We start from the raw sequence: 14930 nt of genomic DNA on the forward strand, positions 1-14930 counted from the left end.
GTCGTTACATGGCTTCTTCCGATGCCGCGCTCCGCGACGGCGAAGCACCCGAACTGCCGCCCCTGCACATGCGGCGGGTCGGCTTCGATCCGACGCCCGCCCTGGGCGAGATCCGCGAGAGCACCGGTGTGCGCACGGCCACCAACTCGTTCGGCATGACGATCTACCTCGTCACCCGGCACGAGGACATCAAGGCGGTGCTGTCGGATCACGAGCGGTTCTCCAACGGTCGGCCGCCAGGCTTCGTCATCCCCGGCGCGCCACCGGTGTCAGAGGAGGAGCAGGCCAGCTCGCGGGCGGGCAACCTGCTGAGCCTCGACCCGCCCGAACACCAGCGGCTGCGCCGCATGCTCACCTCCGAGTTCACCATCCGCCGGATGAAGCGGCTCGAGCCGCGCATCGCAGAAATCGTCGACGCGCAGCTCGACGTCATGGAGAACGCCGGTCCGCCAGTGGATTTGGTCGCCAACTTCGCGTTACCCATCCCCTCGCTGGTGATCTGCGAGCTGCTCGGGGTGCCGTACGACGACCGCGACGACTTCCAGCGCCGCAGCGCCCGCCAACTCGACCTGTCCATCCCGATCGCCGAACGCCTCGAACTCGTGCGCCGCGGCCGCGAGTACATGGGGTCGCTGGTCGGCCGGGCCCGGCGGGCACCCGGCGACGACATCCTCGGCATGCTGGTGCGTGAGCACGGCGACGAGTTGACCGACGACGAACTCATCGGCATCGCAAGCCTGTTGCTGCTCGCCGGACACGAGACCACGTCGAACATGCTCGGTCTCGGCACGCTGGCGCTGCTGCGGCATCCCGATCAATTGGCCGCCGTGCGCGACGACCCGGACGCGGTCGGACCTGCGATCGAGGAACTGCTGCGCTGGCTGTCGATCGTGCACAGCGCGATTCCGCGGATCACCACCACCGACGTCGAGATCGCCGGTGTACCCATTCCGGCGGGCGAATTGGTGTTCGTGTCACTGCCGTCGGGCAACCGCGATCCGGACTTCATCGATATACCGGAGGTGCTCGACATCGCCCGCGGCGCACCGGGACACCTGGCGTTCGGCCACGGTGTGCACCACTGCCTCGGCGCCCCGCTGGCGCGCATGGAGATGCGCATCGCGTTTCCCGCGTTGCTGCGCCGGTTCCCGTCGCTGGCGTTGGCCGAAGACTTCGCCGAGGTGCCGTTCCGCTCGTTTCACTTCATCTACGGCCTGAAATCGCTGGAGGTGGGCTGGTGAAGGTGCTAGCTGACAGGAATGTCTGTATCAGCGCTGGAAACTGTGTGATGGCCGCGAGCGCCGTCTTCGATCAGGATGACGACGGCATCGTGGTGGTGCTGGTCGACGAGGTACCGGCCGGCGAAGAAGACAACGTCCGCGAGGCGGTCCGGCTCTGTCCGTCACAAGCGCTGCAGGTGGCGGACTAGTCGTGGCCGTCCAAATCGAGCACACCGGCGCGCGCCAGTAGCAGCAGGCTGACCACCAGCACCCACACCGGGAAGGCAAGCACCAACCACATCGTGATGTCGCTGGCGATCAAAAGGCCAACGGCGGCAAGGTAACTCGTGATGACCAGCCAGCGTGGCATCAGCCCTGTCTTGAGCCAGATGGTGGCCAGCGAGATCATGAACACCGCCGCCATCCGCAACGCATACGTCTTCGACACCGTCAGCAGCACCATCTGGCCGGACGCGGCCACGCCAGGATCGCCGGCCGCGTGGCTGCGCTCTAGGCCCGCACCAACCCCTGCAGCGACGAACATCATCGCGATGAACAACAGCCCACTGCCGATGAACACGGTCGAGAAGAACTTGTCTTCGTAACGGCCGAGCCCGTCACGCACCACGCCCATGAACCACAGGAACGCGATCGCCGCGAACGGCATGATCGTCGCGGCGATCTTCAAATTCGTGCTGCCCGTCTGCAGCCACTGCGCCCCCGGTTGCTCACCCTCCGGTAGCGCAAGCCGGATGAGCACCAGCGAACCGCCGAACAGCAGCGCGAACAACACCCCGGCGACGGCCGCTGCCCGTGGGGTGGACAACCTGCGCAGGCCGGTCGGACTCCTCACGCCGTTATGGTGACACGGCTATGGCTGCCCTGGCAGCAATCTGATCATCAACCCGTTCGCCTCGGCGAGCAGGTTCTCCTCCGGGTCGTACAGTGCCGCGTTGACGAATGCCTTGCGGCCCTCGGTTTCTCGGACCCAGCCGCGTGCGGTCAGCGGGGTGTCTATCGGCGTCACCTTGCGGTAGTCGACGTGCAGGAACGCGGTGCGGCTGATCGGGCGGCCCGCCGCGTGGATCACCATGCCGAACACCGAATCGAACAACAGCGGCAGCACACCGCCGTGCACCGCGTAGTTCCCGCCGACCGAGAACCGGCTGAACTGCACGCTCAACTCGACGCCGTCGGGTTCGAACTTCGTCACCCGGTACGGCGGCATCAGCAGACTGCCCGCGCCCGGCAGCGAGGGCACCCGGTTGGCCGGGCCGACGCCCTCGGGCGCCTCGAACGGGTCGAGCAGCTTCACCAGTTCTTCGGCGCGGTCGGCGGCCAGTTCCCACGTGTCACTGTCGGGGTCCGCCGACACCGCGAGATCCTGCGCCCTGCGCATCGCGGCGAGAAACCGCCCGAAACCCGGACCCGGCTCGGCTGCTTCGAAATTCGGGAACCCGCCGTGCTTGTCGTAGTCAGGGTCGGCCAGATGCGGGTCGTCTGCGGAACTCACCGCGCCGCCAGAATGTCGCGCCGCACGATGGTCTGCTCACGTCCCGGCCCGACACCGATGCACGAAACATGTGCTCCGGCAAGTTCTTCCAGCCGCAACACATAGTCGCGGGCCTTCGCAGGGAGGTCGTTGAATTCGCGAGCGTCGGAGATGTCCTCCCACCAGCCCGACAACTCCTCGTAAACCGGTTCGGCGCGGGCGATGTCGCTCTGCGTCATCGGCATCTCGTCGGTGCGCTTGCCGTCCACCGTGTAGCCGACGCAGATCGGCACCGTCTCCAGGCTGGACAACACGTCGAGCTTGGTCAGGAAGTAGTCGGTGATGCCGTTCACCCGGGTGGCGTAGCGGGCGATGACCGCGTCGAACCATCCGCAGCGACGGCGCCTGCCGGTCGTCACGCCGAATTCGCCGCCCGTCTTGGACAGATACTCGCCCTTTTCGTCGAACAACTCGGTCGGGAACGGACCAGACCCCACCCGCGTGGTGTATGCCTTCAGGATGCCGAGCACGGTGGTGATTCGCGTCGGCCCGATGCCTGAACCCACCGCGGCGCCGCCTGCGGTCGGATTCGACGACGTGACAAAGGGATACGTGCCGTGGTCGACATCGAGCAGCGTGCCCTGCGACCCTTCCAGCAGCACCGTCTCGCCGTTCTCGAGCGCGGTGTTCAGCAGCAGGCGGGCATCGGCGATGCGGTGCTTGAACCCCTCGGCCTGAGCCAACAGGTTCTCCACCACCTCGGCGGCCTCCAGCGCCTTGCGGTTGTAGATCTTGACCAGCACCTGGTTCTTGAATTCCAGTGCGGCCTCGATCTTTTCGGCGAGCTGCGCCTCGTCGAGGACGTCGGCGACTCGAATGCCGATGCGCGCGATCTTGTCTTGATAGCACGGCCCGATGCCACGGCCGGTGGTGCCGATCTTCTTGCTGCCCGCATACCGCTCGACCACCTTGTCGATCGCGACGTGGTACGGCATCAGCAGGTGCGCGTCGGCCGAGATCAGCAGCCGCTCGGTGTCGACGCCGCGATCCTGCAGTCCCTTGAGCTCGTCGAGCAGCACACCAGGGTCGACGACCACACCATTGCCGATGACGTTCGTGACGCCCGGCGTGAGGATCCCCGACGGAATCAGGTGCAGGGCGAAGTTCTCTCCGCTCGGCAGCACCACGGTGTGGCCCGCGTTGTTACCGCCCTGGTAACGAACGACCCATTGGACACGGCCACCGAGCAGGTCGGTCGCCTTTCCTTTGCCCTCGTCCCCCCATTGGGCGCCGATGAGCACGATTGCCGGCATGGCATAGTCTCCCGCTTTATCTGCCTCAAAACTGTGGCAGCCGGTGACACACCTTATCCCAGCCGACTTCGAGGAGTGCCGTTGACCACAACCGATGTTGTGGTGTTGCGGTCCGGCCGCCGACTCCCCCGTGCGCTGCGCGGCCTTACCGAGGTCGGCATCGACGAGGTCGCCGACTGCCGCAGGGTGATCGTCGTCGGCCCGCATGCCGACGTCGCGGCCGTCCTGACCCGCCTGCTCAAGGCCGACCGGCTCGACGTCGAGGTGGGCCACGTCCGCAGGGCGTGGCAGGCGCGGCGGATACGCGACGGTCAGGCGCACCGGGTTCCGTTGATCCGCGACGACACCGGCACCGTCATCGTCGGCGCCGCCGAGTGGCGCGGCGATCCGCTCCATGGCGAAGCCGTCGTCGACGACACCGTGCTGTTCGACGGTGAGGTCAGCGGTGTGCGCATCGAGCCGACGCTGTCGATGCCCGGCCTGCGGGCGGCCGTCATCGGCAGGGGCAGGCGCCGGTGGATCAGCGGCCGCGCCGCCCAACTCGGCACCCACGGGGCGACGGTGATCCGCGACGGCGTGCCCGCCGCGAAACCGGTCAGGCGCTCGACGTTCTACCGGCACACCGAGGGCTGGCTGCGGGTCGGCTGACTCGCGATGTTGCGCCACGGGCTGTGATTCCGGCCTTTAGGGGACCCTTGACGCAAACTTCGCAGGTAGCTTCGTGACGTGACCATCCGCCCGCTGCATCAATCGGTGCGGCCAAGCCCGATCTTCCTGGCCATCGTGGCGCTCGCGGTCGTCGGCGCGGTGCTGGCCTGGGTGGCCGCCGACGCCCGGCGGCCGCTGGCGTACGTCGGCGTGTTCATCTTCGTGATCGCGGGCTTCCTGGTGACGCTGTGCGTACACGAATTCGCCCACGCCTACACCGCGTGGCGGTTCGGTGATCGCGGTGTCGAGTCGCGCGGCTACCTGACGCTCAACCCGCTGAAGTACACCCACCCGCTGCTCTCGCTCGGCCTGCCCGCGCTGTTCATCGCGCTGGGCGGCATCGGCCTGCCCGGCGGTGCGGTGTACGTGCGCACGTCGTGGATGACCACCCGGCAGAAGACGCTGGTGAGCCTGGCCGGCCCGGCCACCAACCTGATGTTCGCGATCGTGCTGCTGGTGATCACCCGCCTGATGTGGGATCCCGAGCACCTGGTGTTCTGGGCCGCGATGGCGTTCCAGGGTTTCCTGCAGGTGACCGCGTTCGTGCTGAACATCCTGCCGGTGCCCGGCCTCGACGGGTACAGCGCGCTGGAACCGCATCTGAGCCCGCAGACCCAGCGCATGCTGGAGCCCGCGAAGGGCTGGGCGTTCTTCGTGCTGCTGCTGTTGCTGTTCACCCCGCAGGTCAACCGCTGGTTCTTCGGGATCGTGCTGTGGTTCTTCGACGCGTCCGGTGTGCCGCAGGGACTGATTGGGTGGGGCATGGACCTGACGCGGTTCTGGTCCGCCTGGGTCTGAGCACCTTGCGACATATGCGTGATGGCGCATAGATTGCTGGCATGGGCGCCGGACACGATCACAGCCACCCGGATGCCCGAGTCAGCAGGATGGTCATCGCCGCCGGGATCCTGACGGCCTTCTTCGTCCTCGAGTTGACGACGGCGCTGGTGATCAATTCGCTGGCGCTGCTCTCCGACGCCGGGCACATGCTGACCGACCTCGTCGCGATGTTCATGGGCCTGACCGCGGTACTGCTCGCCCGGCACGGCAGCGCGTCGCCGGCCCGCACGTACGGCTGGCACCGCGCGGAGGTGTTCACCGCCGTCGCCAACGCGGTGTTGCTGCTCGGGGTTGCGGCGTTCATCCTGGTCGAGGCCATCGAGCGACTCGGCGACGCGCCCGACGTCCCCGGCGTGCCGATGATCGTCGTCGCGCTGGCCGGGCTGGTGGCCAACGCGGCCGTGGTGCTGCTGCTGCGCTCACACTCCAAGGACAGCCTCGCCGTGCGGGGCGCCTACATGGAGGTGGTGGCCGACACCGTCGGCAGCATCGGCGTGTTGATCGCGGGCATCGTCACGGTCACTACGGGCTGGCCCTACGCCGACGTGGTGGTCGCGGTGCTGGTCGCGTTGTGGGTGCTGCCCCGCGCCATCTCGCTGGCCCGCGCCGCACTGCGGATCCTTTCGGAGTCCTCACCGACCCACATCGACGTCGACGAACTGCGCAGCGCGCTGTGCGCCGTCGAGGGCGTGACCGAGGTGCACGACCTGCACGTGTGGACGCTGGTGCCGGGTAAGGACATGGTCACCGCGCACCTGACCAGCAGCCGCGACTCGGCGCGGGTGCTCGACGACGCGCGCGCGGTGCTCAGCGCGCGCGGGCTGGACCACGCGACGGTCCAGGTGGAGCCGCCCGATGCGGCAGCCGACTGCGAGTGCGAAGCCGAGCGTTAGCCCAACCCCAGCTCGACCCTCGCCTCGGGGTCGCAGTCGTCGAGCAGATCCAGGCAACGCTGATATTCGTCGGTCTCACCGATCGACTCGGCGGCCCGCGCTAGCGCAGCCACACACCGCAGGAACCCGCGGTTGGGCTCGTGGCGGTAGGGCACCGGGCCGAAACCCTTCCAGCCGTTGCGGCGCAGCTGATCGAGGCCGCGGTGATACCCGGTGCGGGCGTACGCGTAGGCCGTGATGGCCTTGTCGTCGGCGAGCGCGTCCTCCGCGAGCGCAGCCCACGCCACCGACGCGGACGGATGCGCGGCCGCGACGATCGCCGGATTCTCGGCGGCGGCCAGTTCGGCCTCCGCCGCGGGGTCGCCAGGTAGCAGTACCGGATCGGGTCCGAGGAGATCTCCCATGCGCGTCATGGCCTCATTGTGCCGATAAGCTGCACCGGTAGTTCGCACCAGGGAGGGGACCGCAGCAGGGATGTCGAACCCATCAGGGCCGCAGCAGCCGGATGACGCCGCCGATGTCGAGGAGACGGCCGAGACCGAGCCCGCTGAGGCGGTGACCGATCCGCAGCATGAGCCCGCCACCGAGATCCTGCTGTCGCCGGAGGCCCAGGCGCAACTGCCCGCCGACGAGACGGACCAGCCTGCCGAGCGGCGGTTCACCGCGCCCTCAGGCTTCGACGGCTCGACGCAGCGCATCGACACCCCCGCCGACCCGGCCACCGAGGTGATGCCGCCGCTACCGGCGCAAGCCATGGGGCAATCGAAACCAGTTGCACCGCAGCATATTCCGCCGCGCGACGACGCGCCCAAGCCGGCACGCGTCCGGCGCAGCTGGGGCTGGGTGATCGCGCTGGTGTTGGTCATCGCGGCGTTGGTCGCCGTCGCCATCCTCGGCACGGTGCTGCTGACCAGAGACAAGACACCGAAAGCGTCCGAAGAGGACAAGGTCCGCAGCACCATCCAGAACTTCGACGCCGCGGTGCAGAGCGGCGATTTGGCCACACTGCGCAGCATCACCTGCGGCAGCACCCGCGACAGCTACGTCAACTACAACGAGGCGGCGTGGAAGGAAACCCATTCCCGGGTGGCGGCGGCCAAGCAGTATCCGGTGGTGGCCAGCATCGACCAGGTGGTGGTCAACGGCGATCACGCCGAGGCCAACGTCACCACGTTCATGGCGTATGCGCCGCAGACCCGGTCGACGCGCAGCTTCGATCTACAGTTCCGCGACGACCAGTGGAAGATCTGTCAGACAGCCAGTTAGGGCTGCTGCGACATCGCGTAGCAGGTGGCGAAGTGCTCCTGCGTGCACGGGATTCCGTTCACCTGCGCGAACTGACCCGGCTGGCTGACGATGTCGGCGCCCTGCTGGGGAACGGTGATGCCTGCGGGCGGGCCGCCACCTGACTGCCCCTGCGTGCACACCCCGTCGAAGCGAGGAACCGTGCCCCACGGGCAGGTGTTGGCCGATGCCGGCGCGGCCACCGCGATGGTTCCCATGGCGGTCGCGGCCGTGGCGCAGGCGATCAGGATTTTCCGCTTCACGGTGACAGCCTAACCCGCCGAAACCGACCGGCCGGCACTGTGAAGGTCATTGCACGCCTCCACCACCCGCTCACTCATCGACGCCTCGGCTTTCTTCAGGTAGCTGCGCGGATCGTAGACCTTCTTGTTGCCGACCTCGCCGTCGATCTTCAGCACACCGTCGTAGTTGCTGAACATGTGGCCCGCGATCGGACGGGTGAACGCGTATTGGGTGTCGGTGTCGACGTTCATCTTCACCACGCCGTATTTGAGCGAGTCCTCGATCTCCGACTTAAGCGATCCGGATCCGCCGTGGAATACGAAGTCGAAAGGCTTTGCGCCCTCGGCCAATCCGAGCTTGGCCGCGGCGACCTGCTGGCCCTGCTCGAGGATGTCGGGACGCAGTTTGACGTTGCCCGGTTTGTAGACACCGTGCACGTTGCCGAACGTCGCGGCCAGCAGATACTTACCGTGCTCGCCGGTGCCCAGCGCGTCGATGGTCTTCTCGAAATCCTCGGGCGTGGTGTACAGCTTGTCGTTGATCTCGTGAGCGACGCCGTCCTCTTCGCCACCGACCACACCGATTTCGATCTCGAGGATGATCCGCGCTGCCGACGCCTCCTTGAGCAGTTCGCGGGCGATGTCGAGATTTTCGTCGATAGGCACCGCAGACCCGTCCCACATGTGCGACTGGAACAGCGGGTTGCGACCCTCGGACACCCGCTGCTGCGAAATCGCCAGCAGCGGCTTGACGTAGCTGTCCAGCTTGTCCTTCGGGCAGTGGTCGGTGTGCAGGGCGACGGTGATTGGGTATTTGTCGGCGACGACGTGCGCGAACTCGGCAAGCGCGACGGCACCGGTCACCATGTCCTTGATACCCAACCCGGAGCCGAATTCGGCTCCGCCAGTAGAGAATTGGATGATGCCGTCGCTGCCGGCATCGGCGAACCCCTTGAGCGCGGCGTTGATGGTCTCCGACGACGTGCAGTTGATCGCCGGGAACGCGAACGAGTGTTCCTTGGCTCGACCCAGCATCTCCGCGTACACCTCGGGCGTTGCGATGGGCATATCAGTTCCTCCCGGCTGCGACAGATTCACTGAAGTATCTCAAGAACGAGGCCGACTCACATCGTCAGCACCATGCGATAGCGCGCGCGACCCTCCTCCATCGCCGCGTACGCGTCAACGGCCTCGGCCAGCGGCCGCTCCTCGATCCACGCGCGCACCCCGCTCAGCACCGCGAAAGCCATGGTCTCCTCGACATCGCGGGACGTGCCGGACGGATGGCCCTGTACCGAAACGCCGGGGGCGATCAGCTGCATCGGTGAGATCGGCAGCGGGTCCGCGGTGACGCCGACGATGACCAGTTCACCCTCGGGGGCCAGGCCGCCGACCGTCTGCGCCATCGCTTCGGAGTTGGCGGCCGTCGCGAGCACCACCGCGGCGCCACCGAGGTCGACCAACGCCTCGGCGACGTCGACGGCGCGGGAATCGACGTAATGGTGTGCGCCCAGTTCGCGGGCGTTGGCTTCCTTGTCGGCGCCGCGGGCGATCGCGATGGTCTCGAACCCCATGGCCCTGGCCCACTGCACGCCGAGATGCCCAAGCCCGCCGACGCCGAGCACCGCGACGCGGTCGCCCGCGACGGCCTTGGTCCGTCGCAGCGCGTTGTACGTCGTCACCCCCGCACAACCCATCGGCGCGGCCTCAGCGAACGACAACTCGTCGGGGATCCGCGCCAGCGCGGTGGCGGGTGCGACCACCGACTCCGCGTAACCGCCCGGATAGTGCCAACTCGGCACCTCCCCGTTCACGCACTGCATGAATTTGCCCTGGCGGCAGGGGATGCAGCGGTTGCAGTTGCCGCCGAACCAGCCGACGGCCACCCGGTCGCCGACGGCGAACCCCTCGACACCGTCGCCCAGTTCCGCGATGGTGCCCGCAATCTCGTGGCCAGGTGTCAGCGGCCAGCTGATGTCGGGAAAGCCGCCGGCGACGAAACCGTGGTCTGTTCCGCACACCCCGCACGCGGCGACGGCGATGCGGACACGGCCTGGGCCGGGAGCGGGCGTCTCGACGTCGACGAGGGTCAGCGGCGCGTTCGCCGACGCCACGTGGACAGCTTTGTGAGTGGCCATAGCCGACCCTAGCCCCGGCACAGCGTCCGGTCAGGGCGTCGCCGGTATCTTGGGGGGCCTATGAACCTTCACCTGGCGGCTGCGGACCAGCTGGCGCTGATGCCGGACTTCCTGGATCCGATCAAGCTCATCGGCTACTTCGGCACGTGGGCGCTGGTCGGCCTGCTGGTCGTCATCTTCGTCGAATCCGGCGTGCTGTTCCCGGTGTTGCCAGGCGACACGCTGCTGTTCGTCGCGGGAATGCTCGCCGCAGGCACGGCCGCCGCCGGTCAGGCCAACTTCACGCTGTGGCAGCTACTGGTTTTCATCCCGATCGCCGCCATCCTCGGTGGACAGGTGGGCTACTTCATCGGCCGGTACGTGGGCACCCACATGTTCAAGCCCAACGCGCGCATTCTCAAGCAGCGCTATCTGGACGAGGCGCATGCGTTCTTCGAACAGCGCGGGCCGTTCGCGATCGTGATCGCCAGGTTCGTGCCGATCGTGCGGACGCTGGCACCCATCACCGCGGGCGCCGCCAGGATGGGGTACGCCACGTTCACGTTGTTCAACGTCATCGGCGCGGTGGTCTGGGGTATCGGCCTGACCCTGCTCGGATACGGGCTCGGTCAGTTCGACATCATCCAGAAGCTGCTCGAGCCGATCTTCATCCTGATCGCAGTCGCGTCCGTGACGCCGATGATCATCGAGTGGTACAAGCGGCGCCGGGCAGCCAAGCGGGCGGGTGAACCCGCGCCGGAGGCCTAGTCGGTCAACGCGGTGAACAGCTCACGTAGTCCGGTGACGGAATGCGCGGGCAGCAACAGGTCGCAGTACGGCAGCGCCGCGGCCATCGACGCGGCCAGCGGCCGAAACTCCGGTTGCGCGGCGCGCGGGTTGAGCCACACCAGCTTGTGAGCGCGCCGACGCACCCGGGCCAGCGCGTGCTCGAGGATCTCCGGCGGGTCGCTGTCCCAGCCGTCGGAGGCGATGATCACCACCGCGCCGCGTAGCGCGTTGCCGTGCGAGCCGCCGACCAGATCGGCGACACAGCGCCCCAGATGCGTGCCGCCGTAGCGGTCGGTGACCTTCGCGTTGGCCTTGGCCAACGCCACCTCGGCCGACCGATTCGCCAGCGCCGCGGTCAATCGTGTCAGCGACGTCGAGAACGCGAAGACCTCCGGACGAATCCCCTTCTGCCGCAGCGCCGCTGCCCGCATCAGATGCAGATACACGGTGGCGTACTGGCGCATCGACTGGCTGACGTCACACGCCATCACGATTCGACGGGGGTGGCGCCGGGCGCGGGTACGGGCCAGCCGCATCGGCTCCCAGCCCGTGGTGCGTGAGGCTTTCAACGTCTCGCGCATGTCGATGCGCTTGCCGTGCTGATGCGGTTCGCGACGAAGGCTGCGGCGCTGCGGCCAACTGTTTGCCGCCCGTTCCAGCCAGTCGCCGAGCTGACGCAGGTCGGCCGCGTCGAACCGGTCGAACGGTTCGTCGACCCGCGCGACGAAGCGGCTTGGCAGCGTGTCGGGGATGCCCACCTCGGTCTCGTGGGTGTCGGATGCCGTCACCGACGCGGGCAGCGTGCTCCACGGCAGATTCCCTTCGGCGACCGGGTTCTCGCGACCGGGCACGCCCGCGTCGGCTGCGGCCGTGGTGCCGAGGCTGCGCTTCAGCCCGGGCGGGTCGACACCGAGCACCGCATCGGCGAACACGGCCTCGAACACCGCGTCGAACGCGGCCAGGTCCTCGACGCGGTTCACCAGCGTCAGCCGCGCGTGCCAGTACAGCTGTGTCCGGGTGCGCGGCCATTGCCGGCGCAGTACGTCGACGAATGCGGTTGGACCGCTTGGTGATACCGCTACTGAATTGCGGTGCAGCCGCTGCACGAGGGCGACGGCGAAGGCGGCGATGTCGACGCCCCGCAGCAGCAGCGGCGTGGTCATCGCTTGCGGCGCCTGCCCAGCACCAACACGATGACGGCCAACGCGAGGGCGGCCACCACCAGCGGTGTGTATCGCTTCAGCGCGTCGCCGCCGGCGAGTTGGATCAGGTCGATGGGCTCGGCGGCGGGCTGACTCGCGGGCTGGGCCGGTGCGTTGACCTCGGGGGCGGCGGCGGGCGCCTTGTCTTCGGCCAGCTTCGCCTCCAGCGATTCGACGAACTGGCCCAGCAGCTTCTCCGAAACCTGTTGCAACATACCGCTTCCGAACTGAGCGAGCTTGCCGACCACCTTGAGGTCGGTGTCGACGGTGACGCGGGTGTGGTTACCCTCGTCGTGCAGTTGGGCCGTGACGGTCGCTGCGGCGTTGCCGGTGCCGCGCGCCTCCTTGCCCTTACCGTCGATGACCGCACGGTGCTGCTCGCGGTCCTGCTCGACGAAGTGGACCTTGCCGCTGAACTCGCTGGTCACCGGGCCCACCTTGACCTTCACCTTGCCGAGCACGTCGTCGCCGTCACGGCCCGTCATCTGCGCCCCCGGCATCAGCGGGATCACTTGTTCGAGATCGGTGAGGACATCCCAAGCGTCCTCGATGGGGACACTGACGGTGAACTCGTTTTCGATCTTCATCGAGCGATTCCTCTCATTGGCTGCTGTAGGTTGCGAACGCTTCGCTGATCAATGCGTGGTCGTCGGGGGTCTTGGCCAGCGCGCCGAGGCTGGTCGATCCCAGTGCGATGTCGGTGGCGATCAGATCGGTCACCCCGAGCGCCACCAGGGCGGCCACCCAGTCGATGGTCTCGGCCACCCCCGGCGGCTTGTCCAGGTCGAGAGTCCTTGTCTCGCTGACGAACTGGGCGGCGTGCTGGATCAGCGCAGCGGCCGCGCCCGGCACCGTCCTGCGCACGATCGCGGCCGCCCTGGCAGGCTCCGGATACTCGATCCAGTGGTAGAGGCAGCGTCGCCGTAGCGCGTCGTGCAGATCGCGGCTGCGGTTGGAGGTGAGCACGACGATGGGTGGGCGCACCGCGACGTAGGTCCCGAGTTCGGGAACCGTCACCGCCGCCTCGCCGAGGAACTCCAACAGCAGCGCCTCGAATTCGTCGTCGGCGCGGTCGATTTCGTCGATCAACAGCACCGGGACGCCGGGGCCACGGTAACGCACGCATTGCAGGATCGGCCGGTCGACCAGGTAGGCCTCGGTGTACAGGTCGCTTTCCTCGATCGCCGTGTGGCGCGCTTCGGCGAGCCGGATGCTGAGCAGTTGACGTTGGTAGTTCCAGTCGTAGATCGCTTCGCTGGCCGTCAACCCCTCGTAGCACTGCAACCGGAGAAACGGAGCATCCAGCACGGCGGCAAGGGTTTTGGCCGCGGTGGTCTTGCCAACTCCCGGCTCGCCCTCCAACAGCAGCGGTCGACCGAGGATGACCGCGAGGTAGATCGCCGAGGCGGTGCCGGTGTCGAGCAGGAAGTCGTGGGCATCGAATCGGCCGATCACCTCGTCGACATCGCGGAACAGCGTCATCGCGTCAGCGATTCGCAAAGCCGGCGGTAGTCGTCCCAGGTGTCCACGTCCAGCGGGACCGCGGCGTCGATCGGCACGCGTCGCGCTCCGTAGCGGCCGGATTCCATCAGCCGCCACACACCCTTGTCGCCATGCAGTTTCTCCAACTCGCCGAACACTTTGCGGCCCAGCCAGAACGGATGGCCGACACCGTCAATGTATTCGCACACCGCCAGTGCGTCCTCACGCGCCGACGCGATCAACTTCGTCACCGTCGAGCATGTCACGCCCGGCTGATCGCCCAGCATCAGCACCACACCGTCGGCGCGTTGATCGACCCACCCCAACGCCGTTTGCAGCGACGAGGAGCAGCCCGAACCCGGATCGTCGGCGAGCACGATGTCCAGCCCATCCAGCGCCACGGCCCGCCTCACCTCGTCGGCCACCGCACCGAGAGTGACGATGAGCTGGTCGAACGGGCAATTGCGGGCCATCTCCAACGTGGCGCCCAGCAACGTCGTATCGCCAAGCGGCAGCAACTGTTTTGGCGTGCCAAGCCGGCGTGAGCCGCCCGCCGCCAGCACCACACCGGTCACGCGTGAGGATGGCATGCTTCTTCCCTCGGGGCGGATGCGGTGGCCGTACGCCCTGGTGCGCGCACGCCGTCCACGCGTATCGCACGGATCACCTCGGCCAGGATCGACACCGCGATCTCGGCGGGCGTCTTCGCACCGATCGGCAGCCCGACCGGGGTGTGCACGCGACGCCGTTCGGCGTCGGTCAGCTTCAGGCCCGCCAGGATCGACCGGCCCCGAACCGCGCTGGCGACCAGGCCGATGTAGCCGACGCCCGCGTCGAGCGCGGCCCGGATGGTCTCGGCTTCCGGGCCGCCATGGGTGGCGATGACGACGGCGGTGGCCTGGCCGATGTCGCCGTCGCCGTCGCGGTGCACGTCGTAACCCAGCGCCGCGGTGGCCGCGGCAAGCGCCTGCGCTATCGGGGTGGCACCGCAGATTCGCAGCAGCGGCGCGGGTACCTGCGGATCGAGGAAGATCTCCAGCGCACCGCCGGACAGGCACGGGTTGACGACGACGCACGCTCCCGGCGCTTCTGGGAACTGCACGTCGCCGTCCGGCAACACCCGCAGCAGCACGCTTTCCCCGGCCTGCAACGCACCGAGCGCCGCCTTGCGCACCGAGTTCTGCGCACACTGGCCACCGACGAAGCCCTCGATTGTGCCGTCGGACAACAGGATCGCTTGATCGCCCGCATGCGCGGAGGCCGGTTGCTGCGCGCGCACCACGGTGGCGTGGACGAACGGCGTCCGTGCGCGACGCAGTTGCTGGGCCCGTTCAGTGACCGTCATGAA

General features: G+C 67.7%; 19 protein-coding genes. 7 read left to right on the top strand and 12 right to left on the bottom strand.

The window, feature by feature from the left end; all coding sequences use genetic code 11:
• The first annotated feature begins 8 nt into the window (after positions 1–8).
• Entirely contained in the window at positions 9–1241 is a 1233-nt protein-coding gene (locus C1A30_RS22265; RefSeq protein ID WP_101950564.1) for a cytochrome P450, read from the top strand.
• Positions 1238–1429, top strand: a complete 192-nt coding sequence (locus tag C1A30_RS22270) for a ferredoxin (protein ID WP_101950565.1) — start codon at positions 1238–1240, stop codon at positions 1427–1429. Before C1A30_RS22265 ends, C1A30_RS22270 begins: the two co-directional genes overlap by 4 nt.
• Here the strand turns inward: C1A30_RS22270 and C1A30_RS22275 are convergent.
• Genes C1A30_RS22275 through C1A30_RS22285 form a run of 3 tightly spaced genes read right to left on the bottom strand, consistent with a single transcriptional unit; the run spans position 1426 to position 4025 of the window.
• Complete coding sequence (locus C1A30_RS22275; RefSeq protein WP_235010143.1) at positions 1426–2073, bottom strand: hypothetical protein; 648 nt, start codon at positions 2071–2073, stop codon at positions 1426–1428. The genes C1A30_RS22270 and C1A30_RS22275 overlap by 4 nt on opposite strands.
• An 18-nt stretch (positions 2074–2091) precedes the next feature.
• Positions 2092–2733 (bottom strand): PaaI family thioesterase, encoded by a 642-nt coding sequence (locus tag C1A30_RS22280; protein ID WP_101950566.1) that lies wholly within the window; start codon positions 2731–2733, stop codon positions 2092–2094.
• A complete protein-coding gene (locus C1A30_RS22285) occupies positions 2730–4025 on the bottom strand; it encodes an adenylosuccinate synthase (RefSeq protein WP_101950567.1) in 1296 nt (431 codons plus the stop codon). Before C1A30_RS22285 ends, C1A30_RS22280 begins: the two co-directional genes overlap by 4 nt.
• An 81-nt stretch (positions 4026–4106) precedes the next feature.
• Here C1A30_RS22285 and C1A30_RS22290 point away from each other — a divergent pair, with 81 nt between their 5' ends.
• The 3 genes from C1A30_RS22290 to C1A30_RS22300 all read left to right on the top strand — a co-directional run bounded on the left by C1A30_RS22290 (position 4107) and on the right by C1A30_RS22300 (position 6466).
• Positions 4107–4673: a peptidase M50 gene (locus C1A30_RS22290; protein WP_101952803.1), complete on the top strand. Its 567-nt coding sequence runs from the start codon at positions 4107–4109 to the stop codon at positions 4671–4673.
• Between the two features lie 78 nt (positions 4674–4751).
• Positions 4752–5531, top strand: coding sequence for a site-2 protease family protein (locus C1A30_RS22295; protein ID WP_101950568.1), 780 nt, complete (start codon positions 4752–4754; stop codon positions 5529–5531).
• A gap of 41 nt (positions 5532–5572) precedes the next feature.
• The gene (locus C1A30_RS22300) at positions 5573–6466 is read left to right on the top strand and encodes a cation diffusion facilitator family transporter (RefSeq protein WP_101950569.1); all 894 of its coding nucleotides are present in this window, start codon (positions 5573–5575) and stop codon (positions 6464–6466) included.
• On the opposite strand, the gene C1A30_RS22305 is transcribed toward C1A30_RS22300, so the two are convergent.
• Complete coding sequence (locus C1A30_RS22305; RefSeq protein WP_101950570.1) at positions 6463–6879, bottom strand: DUF3151 domain-containing protein; 417 nt, start codon at positions 6877–6879, stop codon at positions 6463–6465. The genes C1A30_RS22300 and C1A30_RS22305 overlap by 4 nt on opposite strands.
• Before the next feature lie 61 nt (positions 6880–6940).
• Between C1A30_RS22305 and C1A30_RS22310 the strand changes: the two genes are divergently transcribed.
• Positions 6941–7732 (top strand): DUF4878 domain-containing protein, encoded by a 792-nt coding sequence (locus tag C1A30_RS22310; protein ID WP_101950571.1) that lies wholly within the window; start codon positions 6941–6943, stop codon positions 7730–7732.
• On the opposite strand, the gene C1A30_RS22315 is transcribed toward C1A30_RS22310, so the two are convergent.
• The 3 genes from C1A30_RS22315 to C1A30_RS22325 are packed head-to-tail and all read right to left on the bottom strand — an operon-like array spanning position 7729 to position 10130.
• The gene (locus C1A30_RS22315; protein WP_235010145.1) at positions 7729–8013 is read right to left on the bottom strand and encodes a hypothetical protein; all 285 of its coding nucleotides are present in this window, start codon (positions 8011–8013) and stop codon (positions 7729–7731) included. The genes C1A30_RS22310 and C1A30_RS22315 overlap by 4 nt on opposite strands.
• Positions 8014–8022: 9 nt before the next feature.
• The gene (fbaA, locus tag C1A30_RS22320; RefSeq protein WP_101950572.1) at positions 8023–9060 is read right to left on the bottom strand and encodes a class II fructose-bisphosphate aldolase; all 1038 of its coding nucleotides are present in this window, start codon (positions 9058–9060) and stop codon (positions 8023–8025) included.
• Positions 9061–9116: 56 nt separating this feature from the next.
• Positions 9117–10130: an alcohol dehydrogenase catalytic domain-containing protein gene (locus C1A30_RS22325; RefSeq protein WP_101950573.1), complete on the bottom strand. Its 1014-nt coding sequence runs from the start codon at positions 10128–10130 to the stop codon at positions 9117–9119.
• 60 nt (positions 10131–10190) lie between these two features.
• Here C1A30_RS22325 and C1A30_RS22330 point away from each other — a divergent pair, with 60 nt between their 5' ends.
• A complete protein-coding gene (locus C1A30_RS22330; RefSeq protein WP_101950574.1) occupies positions 10191–10877 on the top strand; it encodes a VTT domain-containing protein in 687 nt (228 codons plus the stop codon).
• Here the strand turns inward: C1A30_RS22330 and C1A30_RS22335 are convergent.
• From C1A30_RS22335 to C1A30_RS22355, 5 genes are read right to left on the bottom strand one after another with little or no spacing between them, the layout of a single operon-like run.
• On the bottom strand, positions 10874–12061 hold the full coding sequence (locus C1A30_RS22335; RefSeq protein ID WP_101950575.1) for a VWA domain-containing protein: 1188 nt from the start codon (positions 12059–12061) through the stop codon (positions 10874–10876). The genes C1A30_RS22330 and C1A30_RS22335 overlap by 4 nt on opposite strands.
• A complete protein-coding gene (locus C1A30_RS22340; RefSeq protein ID WP_101950576.1) occupies positions 12058–12687 on the bottom strand; it encodes an SRPBCC family protein in 630 nt (209 codons plus the stop codon). Before C1A30_RS22340 ends, C1A30_RS22335 begins: the two co-directional genes overlap by 4 nt.
• 13 nt (positions 12688–12700) lie before the next feature.
• Positions 12701–13582: a MoxR family ATPase gene (locus C1A30_RS22345; RefSeq protein ID WP_101950577.1), complete on the bottom strand. Its 882-nt coding sequence runs from the start codon at positions 13580–13582 to the stop codon at positions 12701–12703.
• Positions 13579–14172 (bottom strand): NTP transferase domain-containing protein, encoded by a 594-nt coding sequence (locus C1A30_RS22350; RefSeq protein WP_101950578.1) that lies wholly within the window; start codon positions 14170–14172, stop codon positions 13579–13581. Before C1A30_RS22350 ends, C1A30_RS22345 begins: the two co-directional genes overlap by 4 nt.
• Positions 14154–14927: an XdhC family protein gene (locus C1A30_RS22355; RefSeq protein ID WP_101950579.1), complete on the bottom strand. Its 774-nt coding sequence runs from the start codon at positions 14925–14927 to the stop codon at positions 14154–14156. The genes C1A30_RS22350 and C1A30_RS22355 overlap by 19 nt, the downstream gene beginning before the upstream one ends.
• Positions 14928–14930 lie beyond the last annotated feature (3 nt).

The sequence above is a fragment of the Mycobacterium sp. 3519A genome (assembly GCF_900240945.1).
Taxonomy (GTDB): Bacteria; Actinomycetota; Actinomycetes; order Mycobacteriales; family Mycobacteriaceae; genus Mycobacterium.

Coding starts and splice junctions, on each gene's coding strand:
- C1A30_RS22310 (WP_101950571.1), top strand. CDS start 6,941: ATGTCGAACCCATCAGGGCCGCAGCAGCCGGATGACGCCGCCGATGTC.
- C1A30_RS22345 (WP_101950577.1), bottom strand. CDS start 13,582: ATGACGCTGTTCCGCGATGTCGACGAGGTGATCGGCCGATTCGATGCC.
- C1A30_RS22285 (WP_101950567.1), bottom strand. CDS start 4,025: ATGCCGGCAATCGTGCTCATCGGCGCCCAATGGGGGGACGAGGGCAAA.
- C1A30_RS22300 (WP_101950569.1), top strand. CDS start 5,573: ATGGGCGCCGGACACGATCACAGCCACCCGGATGCCCGAGTCAGCAGG.
- fbaA (WP_101950572.1), bottom strand. CDS start 9,060: ATGCCCATCGCAACGCCCGAGGTGTACGCGGAGATGCTGGGTCGAGCC.
- C1A30_RS22355 (WP_101950579.1), bottom strand. CDS start 14,927: ATGACGGTCACTGAACGGGCCCAGCAACTGCGTCGCGCACGGACGCCG.
- C1A30_RS22350 (WP_101950578.1), bottom strand. CDS start 14,172: ATGCCATCCTCACGCGTGACCGGTGTGGTGCTGGCGGCGGGCGGCTCA.
- C1A30_RS22340 (WP_101950576.1), bottom strand. CDS start 12,687: ATGAAGATCGAAAACGAGTTCACCGTCAGTGTCCCCATCGAGGACGCT.
- C1A30_RS22305 (WP_101950570.1), bottom strand. CDS start 6,879: ATGACGCGCATGGGAGATCTCCTCGGACCCGATCCGGTACTGCTACCT.
- C1A30_RS22325 (WP_101950573.1), bottom strand. CDS start 10,130: ATGGCCACTCACAAAGCTGTCCACGTGGCGTCGGCGAACGCGCCGCTG.
- C1A30_RS22335 (WP_101950575.1), bottom strand. CDS start 12,061: ATGACCACGCCGCTGCTGCTGCGGGGCGTCGACATCGCCGCCTTCGCC.
- C1A30_RS22330 (WP_101950574.1), top strand. CDS start 10,191: ATGAACCTTCACCTGGCGGCTGCGGACCAGCTGGCGCTGATGCCGGAC.
- C1A30_RS22265 (WP_101950564.1), top strand. CDS start 9: ATGGCTTCTTCCGATGCCGCGCTCCGCGACGGCGAAGCACCCGAACTG.